Raw genomic sequence first — 12983 nt, forward strand, 5'->3', positions numbered from 1 at the left:
CTGACCGGATGTCGACCTTCTTCGCACCGGAGACGATGCGGACCGACCGGTTCGTCCTGCGCAGCTGGATGCCCGGCGACGGCGCCGCCCTGCGTGAGGCGTCGGTGTCGTCCTACGAGCACCTGCGCCCGTGGCTGGGATGGGCGGTGGAAGACGAGCCGATCGAGGTCGCGGAGGCACGGGTTCGCCGGTTCCGGGCCAGGTGGCTGCTCAACGAGGACTACGTCGTCGGCATCTGGTCGCCGGACGGACAGCGTGTGCTCGGCGGGACGGGGTTCCACCTTCGCGACGGGTTCGGCTGGGCCGACGGGGTGGCCGAGATCGGCATGTGGATCCGCGGCAGCGAGGCGAACCAGGGCCTGGGCACGGCGGTCCTGTCGGCCATGCTGAGCTGGGGCTTCACCGAGTGGCCCTGGCAGCGGCTGTCGTGGCACTGCGACGCCCGCAACGTGGCGTCCCGCCGGGTGGCCGAGCACGTCGGCATGCCCCTGGAGGGCACCCTGCACGGCGAGCCGGCCCACGACGGCAGGGGGCGCCGCGAGACCATGGTCTTCGGCCTCACCCGGGACGCCCATGCGGCCCGGGCGGTCAGCTGATCAGGCCCGGTCGATCACACCGGTCGTCGACAGGAGGAACGCGAGGGTCCGGGCCTCGTCGCGCCATGCCTCGTAGCGGCCCGACGGACCACCGTGGCCAGCGCCCATCTCGGTCTTCATCACGATCGGCCGCGTGCCGGTGTGCATCTCGCGCAGGCGGGCAACCCACTTGGCCGGCTCGTGGTAGCTGACCCGCGGGTCGTTGAGGCCGGCGGTCACGTAGATCGCCGGGTAGTCGGCAGCCACGGTGTTGTCGTAGGGCGAGTAGCTCAGCATGTAGCTGGCGTAGGGCTCCTCGCGGGGGTCGCCCCACTCCTCCCACTCCGTCACCGTCAGCGGCAACGTCGGGTCCGACATGGTCGTGACGATGTCGACGAACGGCACGTCGGCCACCGCTGTGGCGAAGCGGTCCGGCCGCATCGTGATGCAGGCGCCGACCAGCAGGCCACCTGCCGACCCACCACGGATCGCCAGCCGGTCGGGGGCGGACCAGCCCGTCTCGACGAGGTGGTCGGCGGCGGCGAGGGTGTCGGTGAAGGTGTTGCGCTTGGCCAGCAGCTTGCCGTCGAGGTACCAGCGGCGGCCGCCCTCCCCTCCCCCTCGGGGGTGGACCAGGGCATAGGTCATGCCGCGGTCGAGCAGCGACAGCCGGGCCACGCTGAACGACGGCGGGATGGAGTGCTCGTAGCTGCCGTAGCCGTAGAGCAGGCAGGCGGCCGACCCATCGACCGGGGTGCCGACGTGGCGGACGACGTCGACGGGCACACGGGTGCCGTCCTCGGCGGTCGCCCAGATGCGGTCGGCGGTGTAGTCGCCGAGGTCCACGTTGGGGGTGGGGTGCTGCTTGACCAGGGTCTGCTCGCCGGTGCGGACGTCGATGTCGACGATGCGATGCGGGTCGACCATGGACTGCATGCCCACGCGGAGGACGTCGGTGTCCCACGTGCGGTTGCCGGCGAAGCCGATGGAGTGGGGGGCATCCAGGCCCGGGAGGACCCGCCGGGTGCCGTCGCGGAACAGCAGTCGCATGCGCGGCTGGGCGTCGTGCCACTCGTGGATGACCAGGTGACCGGCGAACGGGGCGACCCCGGTGATCCGCTGGCCGGGCTGGTGGGGTTCCAGCTCGGTCCACTCCCCCGGTGCGTCGTGGGGGGCGGTCATCACCCGGAAGTCCTCGGCGTCGAGGTTGGTGTGGACGACCAGCTGGTCGCCCCAGTCGTCGACGTCGTACTCGACACCGGTCTCGCGGGCGCGGACGAGGACCGGTTCGGCGGTCGGGTCGTCGGCGGGCAGCAGCCAGGACTCGGCGGTGATCTTGGACTGGCTGGAGATGACGATCCAGCCCTCCGACAGGGTCGTTCCGACGCCGACGAAGAAGCGTTCGTCGTCGTCGGTGTACACCTCGACGTCGTCGGCCTGCGGCGTGCCCATCCGGTGCCGCATCACCCGGTAGGGCCGTTCGGTGGCGTCGGGCAGCATGTAGAAGAACCAGCTGCCGTCGGCCGACCATGCCGAGGCCCCGGACTTGGTGCCCTCGAGCACGTCGTCGATGTCGGTCCCGGCGGCGACGTCGCGGAACCGGACGGTGTACCGCTCGGATCCGTCGGTGTCGGCCGACCAGGCGGCGAGCGTGTGGTCGGGGCTGACGTTGAGCATCCCGAGGGAGAAGAACTCGTGGCCGTCGGCCTCGGCGTTGGTGTCCAGCACCAGCTGCTCGCCGGCCGTTTCGGCGCTGCGTCCGCGGGTGTGGATGGAGTACGCCTTGCCCTCCTCGGTCCGGCGCTGGTACCACCAGTCGCCGTCCCGGACCGGCGGGGAGTCGTCGGTCTCCTGGACGCGGGAGCGGATCTCCTCGTAGATCGCCTCGACCGTGTCGGCGTACGGGGCGAACCAGCTGTCGGCGAAGGTGTTCTCGGCCTCGAGGTACCCGATGGTGTCGGGGTCCTCCCGGTCGCGCAGCCAGGCGTAGTGGTCCTGGGCCGCGCCCGTCGGGCGGTCCCAGCTGTGGGGGACGCGCTTGGCGGCGGGGACGGCGGGGGGCTGGTTGCCGGTCATGCGGCCGGCACCACGCGGGACAGGGTGTTGATGACGACGTCGGTGACGTTGCGGTTCTTCTCGTTGACCAGGTGCGCCATGGTGCGGAAGACGAAGTCCATCAGCCGTCGCCGTGGCATGCCGTAGGTGGTGGCCAGCTTCATCACCGTCGGATCGGCCATGACGGTCAGGAAGACCCGACCGAGCTGGTAGTAGCCACCCCACGCACGCTTGAGCTCTGCGGGGTAGGCCAGCAGCGCGTCGTCACGGCGGGTGCGCAGCGCGTCGTCGATGGCACGGGAGGCCATCTCCGCGGCCTCGATGGCGTAGGAGATGCCCTCGCCGTTGAACGGGTTGACCATGCCGCCGGAGTCACCGACCAGCACCGCGCCCTTCCAGATGTGTGGATGGCGGTTGTGCCCCATCGGCAGGCCGGCCCCCTTGGGCTTGCCGACCATGGTCTCCGGCGACATCCCCCACTCCTCGGGGAAGCCGCTGACCCAGTCGTTGAGCACCTTGCGGTAGCTGGTCGTCTGGAAGTGCTTGGAGGTGGAGATCAGCCCCCAGCCCACGTTCACGAGCCCGTCGTCGAGGGGGAAGATCCAGCCGTAGCCGGGCAGCAGCTCGTCGCCCTTCTTCAGCTCGAGGAAGCCCTCCATGTGGTCCATCGTCGAGCGCGGCGAGCGGTAGTAGGCCCGGATGGCCGCACCCATTGGGCGGGACTCGTCGCGGTGCAGGCCCATCTCGATGGCCAGACGGGACGAGCCACCGTCGGCGAGGACGACGGTGCGGGCCCGGATGGCGCCCGTGGTGCCGTCGGCCCGTTCGTAGGCGACCCCGGCGATGCGGTCTTCGCGTCCGTCGATCCACAGCGGGGCGACGGCCTTGGTCTCCTCCCACAGGTGCGCACCGGCGTTGGCGGCGTTCTTGGCCAGGGTGTGGTCGAACAGGGCCCGGGTCGCGGTGATGGAGTGGGTCGGGAAGTCGTCGGTCTCGGGCCACGGCATGTTCCAGGTGACGCCGCCGCCGTACATCCGCAGGCCGGACTGACGGGCCCAGCCGTCGGGCGTGCCCTCGGCCTCCTCGTCCAGGCCCAGCAGCTTCATGGCGTGGACGGCGCGCGGGGTCAGCCCGTCGCCGCAGACCTTGTCGCGGGGGAAGGCGTCCTTCTCCAGCAGCACGACGTCGTGGCCGGCGCGGGCCAGGAAGTACGCGGCGGCCGACCCGCCGGGGCCAGCGCCCACGACGACGACGTCGGCCGTGTCGGTGGGGCTGGAGGGAAGGGGGGCGGCAGGGGAGTCCATCGCAGAGGCCATCGCCATCCGAGGCTACCCACCCCTGCCGCGGTCAGCCGGTGTTCTGGAGGGCCGCGGCGATGCCGTTCATCGTCAACATCACGACCCGCTGGTCGTCCTCGGTGGCGTCGGTGCGACGGGAGTGGCGCAGCCAGCGCTGCTGGACCGCCCCGAGCACGTCGAGGTAGGGGTTGCGCAGCGCCGTGGCCTGGGCGAGGGTCGGCCGCCGCTCCAGGAGCTGTCGTTGGCCGGTGATCTGCAGCACCAGCTCGGTGGTGCGGTCCAGCTCGTCCATGATCCGCTCGGTCAGGTCGGGACGGCCGCCGGCGTCCAGCAGCACGCGGGCGGCAGTCGCGTCGGCCTTGACGAGGCTCATCTCGGCGTTCTCCATCAGGTTGGCGAAGAACGGCCAGCGACGGTTGAGGTCCTGCAGCTCGGCCAGCCCGCGGGCGTCCACGCCTGCCTGCAGGCCGGTACCGAGTCCGTACCAGCCGGGGGCGTTGATGCGTGCCTGGGCCCACGCGAACGTCCACGGGATCGCCCGCAACGACGACAGGCCGTTGCCCGTCTTGCGCTTGGAGGGCCGGGAGCCGATCTGCAGGGCCCCGATCTCGTCGATGGGGGTGACGGTGCGGAAGAAGTCGGGGAACCCGTCGGCGCCGACGAGGTCGCGCCACGCCTCCTCGCTGGCCTTGGCCATCGTTGCCACGAGGTCGGCCTCGTCGTCCATCACCGTGTCGGACTGGGTGGTCAGGTCGTCGAGCTTGGCCCGCATGGTGGCGGAGGTGACCTGCTCGAGGTGGCGGACGGCCAGCGCGCGCTTGCCGTAGCGCTGGTTGATGACCTCGCCCTGCTCGGTGACCTTGAAGCGGCCGGCCACCGCGCCACGGGGCTGGGCAAGCACGGCACGGTTGGTGGGCCCGCCGCCACGGCCGAGGGCGCCACCGCGGCCGTGGAACAGCGTGAGCTCGACGCCGGCCTCGGCTGCCCACGCCACGAGGCCGCGCTGGGCACGGTGCAGCGCCACGTTGGCGGCGAGGAACCCGGCGTCCTTGGCCGAGTCGGAGTAGCCGAGCATGACCTCGAGGTGGGTGGTCCCGGGCTGCTCGGCCAGCCATTCCTGCAGGACCGCCGGGGCGGCGTCGAGGTCGGCACGGGTCTCGAACAGCGGGACGATCTGCACGTCGAGGCCAGCGATGGCGGCCAGGGCCTTGACCCGCAGCAGGTCGACCAGCGAGGTCGTGAAGGAGATGACCCACCGCTCGCACGCACATCGGCCGAACCGCTGCTGGATCTCCGCGACCGTCCGCATGGTCGGCAGGACATCACCGGCCGGGTCCGCAGCGGCGACCTCCCCGGCGGACAGGTCTGTCGGCGACAGGTCACGGTGCGGGGCGGAGGCAACCGCAACGGGATGGGGCGGTGACGGCCAGGTCAGGTCATCGGGCAACGGCGGCGGATCGGTGACCACGGCGCGCAGGGCGTCGACGTCGTCGGGGTCGATGCCCAGCCGGCGCAGCGCCTCGGCGTGCACGTCGGTGTGCTGGCGGACCTCCAGGGAGGCCAGGTGGAACCCGAAGGTGTCGGCCTGCCAGATCAGGTGCTGCAGCTCGCCGTGTGCCAGCCGAGCAGCGTTGCCGCGGACCAGGGAGTCACGGACCAGCCGCAGGTCGGCGGTGTACTCCTCGGGGCTGGCGTAGGCCATGTCATCGTCGACGCCACGGCCGGTGCGGGTGGCCGCCAGCCGTTCGGCCGCCATGCTCAGCAGGCGGCGGTGCGGCGACCGCGCGGCCCGCATGATCTGGGCGGTCGCGCAGGTCGGGAAGCGCCGGTCGAGGTCGGCCAGCACCTCCACCAGCTCGGGCGAGGGCGGGGTGACCTCCTCGGTCGCGCTGAGGGTCCGCGCGATGCGGGTCGTGGCGTTCTCCAGTCCACGCAGGACACGGTCGGCCATGAGGGCGGCGGTCTCGGCGGTCACGGTGGAGGTCACCCGGGGGTTGCCGTCGCGGTCGCCGCCGACCCAGGAGCCGAACGTCAGGAAGGGCGGAACCTCCGGTTCGGCGACTCCGCTGGCGTCACCGTGCATCGCCCGCTCGACGGAGCGGTAGACCTCGGGCACCACGCGGAACACCGTCGCGTCGAAGACCGCCATGAGCTTGCGGACCTCGTCGACCGGGGTCGGACGGCTGGAGCGCACCTGCGCGGTGCGCCACAGGATCGCGATCTCCTCGAGCAGGCGCCGGGTGACGTCGGCCTCCTGTCCGTGGCCGAGCATGTCGGTGTCGCTGCGGGACAGCTCGGCGTCGATGCGACGCAGGCTGTCGACGACCGCACGCCGCCGGGCCTCGGTGGGGTGGGCGGTCCAGACGGGGTGCACCTCGAGCTTGCCGAGCACGTCGGCCAGCAGGTCCGGCGCGTCGTCGTCGATCGGCTGGGCTCGACGGATCGCCGCGATGCTGGCTGCCGCGGAGTCCTCGACGGGGGTGACCCCGTCGTCGCGGCGGCGCAGCTCTCGGATCCTGACGCGCTGCTCGGCGAGGTTGGTCAGCTGGAAGAAGATCGTGAACGCCTTGGCGACGTCCTCGGCGGTCTCGACGTCGAGCTCGGCGACCAGCTCGTCGATCGGTGACCGGTCGGCCCCGTCACGGCGCGCAGCGACGGCGGCCCGCCGCAGCTCCTCCACCAGGTGGTAGGTCCGCTCGCCGGCTTCTTCGGCGATCACACGGCCGAGCAGGCGGCCGAGATGGCGGATCTCGCCGCGGAGGCGTTCGGGCAGGTCGACTGAGGGGGTTCGTTGTTCCACACGACGAACCTAACGGCAGCGAGGCCCCGTGTGAACACGTACCGGGGTGAGAAACGGGATGTCGCTGGCTTCCGGCCCCCTGTCGGTCACCAGAACACGGGGGCCGGAACGACGAACGCCACCCCGAGGGGTGGCGTCGACTCTGGGATCTCCCTTGCGGGGATCGCCTAGTAGCGCTTCTTCTTGGCGCCGCCCTGGCGGACCTTGAAGCGGGGGTTGGTCTTGTTGATCACGTAGATGCGGCCCTTGCGCTTCACGACCTGGCAGTCGGGGTGGCGCTTCTTGAGCGTGCCGATGGAGTTGACGACCTTCATGGGATGCTCCTCGTGGGGAAGGGGTGGTTTTCCTGGTGCCCACCGGTGGGGCGATGATGGGCACAGACGCGCGCACGACGCAGGGCGGCGCGCAGCCGTGGACGAAGAATCGTAGCACGCCGCTGGGAAGCGTGAAACCCGTGTCGGTTCCGGGCCGTGGTCGACCGCCGTGAGCGGGGGTTACTCCGGCAGGCGTGCGGTGTGGATGGCGACGATGCCGCCGGTCAGGTTCTGCCACCGCGGGTCGGTCCAGCCGGCGTCGACGAACCAGCGGGCCAGGCGGGGCTGGTCGGGCCATTCGAGGATGGAGTCGGCCAGGTAGCGGTAGGCCGCCGGGTCGGAGGTGACGACCTCGGCGATGCGTGGCAGGGCACGGACGAGGTAGTCCCGGTAGACCCGGCGGAACAGCGTGTTGGTGGGACTGGAGAACTCCATCACGACCACACGACCACCCGGCTTGGTGACACGGGCGAACTCGCGCAGGCCCGCACGGGGGTCGGGCAGGTTGCGCAGGCCGAAGCTGATGGTGACCGCGTCGAAGCTGTCGTCGGCGAAGGGCAGGGCGGTGCCGTCGCCGTTGAGCCAGGCCAGCGGACGCTGCCCGGTGCGACGCTCGCTGCGCTTGCCCGCGGCCAGCATGTTCCAGGAGAAGTCCAGCGCCACGGCGTCGGCGCCGGCACGGTCCAGCTCGCGAGCCAGCAACCCGGTGCCGGTGGCGACGTCGAGGATCCGCTCGGCCGGCTGGGGATCGACGGCCCGGACGGCGACACGCCGCCAGTGCTGGTCGGACCCGAACGACAGGATCGCGTTGGCGATGTCGTAGCGAGGCGCCACCCGGTCGAACATGTCCTGGACGAGCGCCGCGTCCTTGTCCTCGGTCGGACGCGGGTCGGGCAGCGAACCAGCGGTCACAGGTCCTTCCATTCTTCGAGCTCGGGCCACGGGACGTCGGGGTCGTTGCGGCGGGACTTGCGGAGGCCGCCGAGGACGGTCAGGACCTGCCGGCCCGGGCCGCGCTCGACCAGGTCGCGGTAGACGCTGCCGGGCGTGGTCTCGATGGCCACACCCACCATGTCGGCGGGGCGGCCCGCTTCGAGGATGCCGGCCGTGTCGCCGAGGCCGAGGGCCCGGGCGCCGTCGACGGTGGCCAGCCGGATGGCGGCCTCCTCCAGCGAGATCGGCCCGGCGGAGGGCGACGGCCAGAGGACGAGCTCGCGGTTCCGGGCGACCTGCGCCCACGCCGCGGCGTCGGCCAGAAGGTCGGCGTCACCGGCTGCGGCGGCGCTGCCCGTCCCGAGGGCAAGCGGCGTACCCGCCTCGGCGAACCGCTCGAGCGGGGCCTCCCCGACCTGCAGCATGGTGTTGGCGCGGGGACAGCACACGACGGGCACACCGGCGCGGGCCAGGATGCGTGCTTCGGCGAGGTCGGCCCAGACGCCGTGCACCACCGAGGTGCCGGGGCCCAGCAGGTCGAGGGAGTCGAGGTAGCCGATCGCGCCCTTGCCGACACCGTCGGGTGCCCACTCGACGTCCATGCCCGCTTCGGTGGCGAGGTCGACGAGGGGCCCGTCGCCCTGGCGGATGGCGGCGATCTCGGCGTTGGACTCCGCCGCACGGATCTGCAGCGGCCGGTCGAGCTCCCGGGCGAGGGCGCCGAGCGCCTGCATGACCCCGGTGCCGAGGGTGTAGGAGGAGTGGGGGGCGATGCCGACGGTGCGGCCGTTGGCAGGACGCTGGAGCGAGGTCCTGACGGCCTCGAGCACCGCGTCGTGCTCGGTGATGTCGACCATCATGACCTGCACGAGGGAGTGCCCACGCAGGCCCGCACGACCGGCAGCGGGCACGGCCGGGCCACGGACGACGGAGTCCACGACGGTGGTCACGCCGTGGCGCAGGGCGTCCTGGACACCTCGGTGGGCCGAGCGCATCCAGCGCTCGCCGTCCCACCCCCGGGTGAAGCCGAGCACGGCCCTGAGCCACATGTGGAAGGGCCCCGGACGGGCGATGGCACGCACGTCGGAGTGCTCGAGGACGGTGTGCCCGTCGACCAGTCCGGGCAGCAGCACACCGTCGAGGTGGTGGTGCCGGTCAGCCGAGGGTGCTAGGTCACTGGCATGTCCGACCGCCACAATGACGCCGTCGGCCACGAGGACGGCCCCGTCGGCAAGCGGCGGTCCTGACATCGGGCAGACGACGGACGCGGAATAGCAGATGTTCGGCAACGAGCGCTGGAGTCTACGCACATGAGCCAGACCGACACACCTCGCACCCGCCGCGGCAGCCGCCCCGGCCGTGGGCGCGGCCGGCAGCGCCACGATGTCGAGGCAGGCGAGCGGTGCGACAAGTGCCGGCAGGTCGTTGCCGTGGACGAACGGGGCCGCTGCGCGCTGGGCCACCAGGTCGTGGACCCCGACCGGGCGGCCGAGATCGCTGCCGAACGGGTTGGCGGTGCGACGGAGGACGAGGCGTCGCGGGGCCACGATGCACGCGACGAGTCGTCACCCGAGGGGGCCGAGCCGGACGTCACGATCGTGCTGCCCGACGCGGAGCTGTCCCCGGCGATCCCGGCGATGACGCAGAACGCGTTCACCACGCCGTCTCCACGGCTGGTCGAGCGGATGGCCGGTGACGTACAGGGCGTGTCGGCGATGACCGACGACCACGACGAACCCTCTCCCCTGCCGATCAGGGAGGTGCCGGGCCGCCAGCAGGCCTCCCCCGCGGGAGGGTCGATCCCCTCCTCCCCCGCTGCGTCCGCCACCCGCGCGACTCCTGACGCCGCGCCGACCATCCGCTGGTCGGCCGACGCCACCCCACCCGCCGGGCTGATCCGTCGTCACGCGGAGCCCGTCGAGCGCCGTTGGGTGCCCGGCCGGGTGCTCGCCGGCCACGAGCTGGAGCGCCCCAGCTACCTGCCCGCGGCCGCCGCCGGACGTCGGCTGGCCCAGCCGGGGGACCACGCCATGCCGGTGATGGAGCCGCTGCCCCCGCTGCCCGGACCGCCCGCACCCGACGGCCCGGCGGTCGCCCGATCCCTCTTCCAGCAGCTGCACGGCCCGGCGCCGGAGGGTGCCGAGGAGGCGCCCCCGCGAGCGCCCCGGCAGGAGGACACCGTCCCGTTGTTCTCCCGTGCCGCCCACGTGCCCCCGGAGCTGCAGGCCGCGCCGCCGGACAGGATCACCACCGAGCTGCCCGAGCTTGACCCCTCGACGGTCGTCCCCGCTGCCCTGGACACCCCAGCCGAGCCGCCGGTTGCCGTCCAGGAGGAGTGGGCTGTCGTCCTGCCGCCGACGAGCCCGACGAGCTCGTTGCCACCGGTGGCTGGACCCCGGCGGGTCACGCTCGACGACCTCGCCCCCGACGCCCCCTCCGCCCTGGACCTGCAGGACCTGCCCGCCGGCCCTCCCCGCATCGAGCCCACCTACGAGCTCGAGCCTGTCACCGAGGACACCCTCACCCCCCGCGGCCCCCTCCAGATCGCCGCCGGCGCCCTCTTCCTGGCCGCCCTGATCGCGATCGCCTGGTACCTCGCTACTACATTGTGACGGCTCCGCCGCCACGGTCCTCGGGCTCTGACCCGACGGTGTTTGTTGGTCCTCGCTCCGCTCGTCGGGTCCTCGGGCTCGTAACCGCCGATCCGCTCCGCCGATTCTCGCCTCTCGCAAGCTCGTGGCTTCGAGTCTTGCTCACGGATCGCCGGCGCCCTGCGGCGGCCGGTGCCCGGTTCGGCCGCGGTGGTCAGGCCGGCGTGTGCGTTGAGCGCCTTTGAGGGTGGTCGACCGCACCCGGGGTGAGGTTTCGTGCGACATGCCCGTCTTCTCGGGGCGTTCATGTCGCACAACGGTCGAGGGTGGGTGCGATCAGCAGCACCTGGAGCGAGGGAACGCACACACCGTTCGTGTGCGCAGCCCCCCGAGGTGCCAACGCACCGCCGCAGGGCGCCGGCGAAACGCGAGCGAGGCTCGGAGCGCCCGATGCGAAGCGAGGGCCGAGAATCGAGGGAGCGATTCGTCGGATCAGAGCCCGAGGACCCGACGAGCGGAGCGAGGACCAACAAACAACGGCGGAGCGGCGACCAGCAAACACTGACACTTTGAGCAACCGCTCGTACAGTGGCGCGGTGCGATACCGCGTCGAAGAGCTCGCCAGCCGTTGTGACCTGTCGGTCGACACCATCCGCTACTACCAGTCGCTGGGGCTGCTCGACGCTCCCGAGCGGGAGGGGCGGGCGGCCTGGTACGACGACGGCCACGTGGCGACCCTCGGGCGGATCAGGGACCTGAAGGCGCAGGGGTTCACCCTCGCCATGGTCAAGCGGGCCCTCGCCGGCGAGCTCGATGCGGGGGAGGAGGCGCTGGCCGCCGCGATCCAGCGACCGGCCGCCGAGGGGGCCGACCTGGCCCCGATCGGGCCGATGGACCTGCCCGAGCTGTCCGAGCACACCGGTGTGTCGCTGACGGTCCTGGAGTCCGTGGCCCGCCAGGGCATCCTCATCCCCTCCACCGAGGAGGACATCCCCTACGGCGCGGAGGACGTCGATGCCGTGCGGGCCGGGCAGGCGCTGCTGGACTCCGGGGTGCCGATCAGCGAGCTGCTGGCCCTCGCCCGCGAGCACGACGCCGCAATCGGGGGCATCGCCGACCAGGCCGTCGACCTGTTCGCCCGGTTCGTGCGCGATCCCATCCGCGCCCAGGTCGACGACGAGGACGAGGCGGCCCGGCGCATGGTCGAGGCGCTGCAGACGATGCTGCCCGCCGCAACCGAGATCATCGCCCACACCTTCCGTCGCCGGCTGCTCACCGCTGCCCGGGAGCGGCTCGAGGCCGACGAGGCGGCGCAGGCGTGACCCTCGACGCCCTCACCGACCCGGCCGGATACGCCTTCGTCCAGCAGCAGCAGGGGTGGATCGGCAACGGGGTGACCGACCGGTTCGAACCCCCCACCATCCTCGACCGGTTCACCCGATCCGCGGAATGGCTCAGCGACCGCCTGGCCCCCGACGGGGTCGCGTTCGCCTCCTTCACCTTCGACGCCGGCAGCGACGGCAGCGCGATCGCGATCCCCGAACAGCTCGTCCGCGTCGACGGCCCCGGCAGCAACGGTCGTGCCGAGCTGGTCAACGGCGTCAACAAGGTCCGCTACGCCGGCGCGTCGGTCTCGGAGGTCGACTGGATGGAGGCGGTCGCCACCGCCACCGCACAGATCCGGGAGGGCCGCTACGACAAGGTCGTCCTGGCCCGCGACCTGCAGGTCTGGGCCGACGACGTCCTCGACCCCATCGGCCTGGCCGAGAAGCTGGCCGCCCGGTTCCCCTCCTGCATGACCTTCGTCCACGAGGGCTTCGTCGGCGCCACACCGGAGCTGCTGGTCCGTCGCATCGGCAACCGGGTGGAGAGCGTCGTCCTCGCCGGCACCACCACGCCCGACGACGCAGCCGGCCGGGCGCTCCTCGCCAGCGAGAAGGACCGCGAGGAACACGGGTACGCCAAGGAGTCCGCTCGCGCCGCCCTCGCCCCCCTCTGCGACGACCTCGAGGTGGACGCCGACCCGTGGCTGCTGCGGCTGGACAACCTCCAGCACCTCGCGACCCGCCTGACGGGCACGCTTCGCGAACCAACCCACGTGCTCGAGCTCGTGGGCGCGCTGCACCCGACGGCGGCCGTCGGCGGCACGCCCCGTGAGGTGGCCGTTCCCCTCATCGGGTCCCTGGAGGGCATGGACCGCGCTCGATACGCCGGCCCGGTCGGTGTGGTGCGGGGCAACGGTGACGGCACGTTCGGGATCGCGCTGCGCTGTGCGCAGCTCACGGCACGCCGGGCCCGCCTGTTCGCTGGCTGCGGGATCGTGGCCGGTTCGTTGCCCGAGGCGGAGCTCGAGGAGACCCGCCTGAAGCTCAACACCATGCAGCAGGCGCTCGGCGCCCGAACGAACTGAAGGACGT

10 protein-coding genes are annotated in these 12983 nt (G+C 72.1%); 4 read left to right on the forward strand and 6 right to left on the reverse strand.

Translation table 11 applies throughout. The features are described 5' to 3' along the window. The first annotated feature begins 8 nt into the window (after positions 1-8). A complete protein-coding gene (locus DVS28_RS22525) occupies positions 9-596 on the forward strand; it encodes a GNAT family N-acetyltransferase (protein ID WP_114593458.1) in 588 nt (195 codons plus the stop codon). Here the strand turns inward: DVS28_RS22525 and DVS28_RS22530 are convergent, their stop codons facing one another. From DVS28_RS22530 to DVS28_RS22555, 6 genes are all read right to left on the reverse strand, one after another. After that, complete coding sequence (locus DVS28_RS22530) at positions 597-2651, reverse strand: S9 family peptidase (RefSeq protein ID WP_114593459.1); 2055 nt, start codon at positions 2649-2651, stop codon at positions 597-599. It lies immediately after the preceding gene. Further along, positions 2648-3934 carry an NAD(P)/FAD-dependent oxidoreductase gene (locus DVS28_RS22535; protein ID WP_114594350.1) on the reverse strand — a complete coding sequence of 429 codons (1287 nt, stop codon included), beginning with the start codon at positions 3932-3934 and terminating at the stop codon, positions 2648-2650. The genes DVS28_RS22530 and DVS28_RS22535 overlap by 4 nt, the downstream gene beginning before the upstream one ends. Before the next feature lie 43 nt (positions 3935-3977). Next, entirely contained in the window at positions 3978-6728 is a 2751-nt protein-coding gene (locus DVS28_RS22540) for a phosphoenolpyruvate carboxylase (protein WP_114593460.1), read from the reverse strand. 167 nt (positions 6729-6895) lie between these two features. Beyond that, positions 6896-7042: a type B 50S ribosomal protein L36 gene (gene ykgO, locus DVS28_RS22545; protein ID WP_108667388.1), complete on the reverse strand. Its 147-nt coding sequence runs from the start codon at positions 7040-7042 to the stop codon at positions 6896-6898. A gap of 180 nt (positions 7043-7222) precedes the next feature. Then, on the reverse strand, positions 7223-7966 hold the full coding sequence (locus tag DVS28_RS22550) for a class I SAM-dependent methyltransferase (protein WP_114593461.1): 744 nt from the start codon (positions 7964-7966) through the stop codon (positions 7223-7225). Then, a complete protein-coding gene (locus tag DVS28_RS22555) occupies positions 7951-9225 on the reverse strand; it encodes an amidohydrolase family protein (RefSeq protein ID WP_114593462.1) in 1275 nt (424 codons plus the stop codon). The genes DVS28_RS22550 and DVS28_RS22555 overlap by 16 nt, the downstream gene beginning before the upstream one ends. 60 nt (positions 9226-9285) lie before the next feature. On the opposite strand from DVS28_RS22555, the gene DVS28_RS22560 reads away from it, so the two are divergent. The 3 genes from DVS28_RS22560 to DVS28_RS22570 all read left to right on the forward strand — a co-directional run bounded on the left by DVS28_RS22560 (position 9286) and on the right by DVS28_RS22570 (position 12976). Next, positions 9286-10587, forward strand: a complete 1302-nt coding sequence (locus DVS28_RS22560; RefSeq protein WP_114593463.1) for a hypothetical protein — start codon at positions 9286-9288, stop codon at positions 10585-10587. Positions 10588-11162: 575 nt separating this feature from the next. After that, the gene (locus DVS28_RS22565) at positions 11163-11888 is read left to right on the forward strand and encodes a MerR family transcriptional regulator (RefSeq protein ID WP_164710908.1); all 726 of its coding nucleotides are present in this window, start codon (positions 11163-11165) and stop codon (positions 11886-11888) included. Beyond that, a complete protein-coding gene (locus DVS28_RS22570) occupies positions 11885-12976 on the forward strand; it encodes an isochorismate synthase (protein WP_114593465.1) in 1092 nt (363 codons plus the stop codon). Before DVS28_RS22565 ends, DVS28_RS22570 begins: the two co-directional genes overlap by 4 nt. Positions 12977-12983 lie beyond the last annotated feature (7 nt).

Source organism: Euzebya pacifica (assembly GCF_003344865.1).
Lineage (GTDB): Bacteria > Actinomycetota > Nitriliruptoria > Euzebyales > Euzebyaceae > Euzebya > Euzebya pacifica.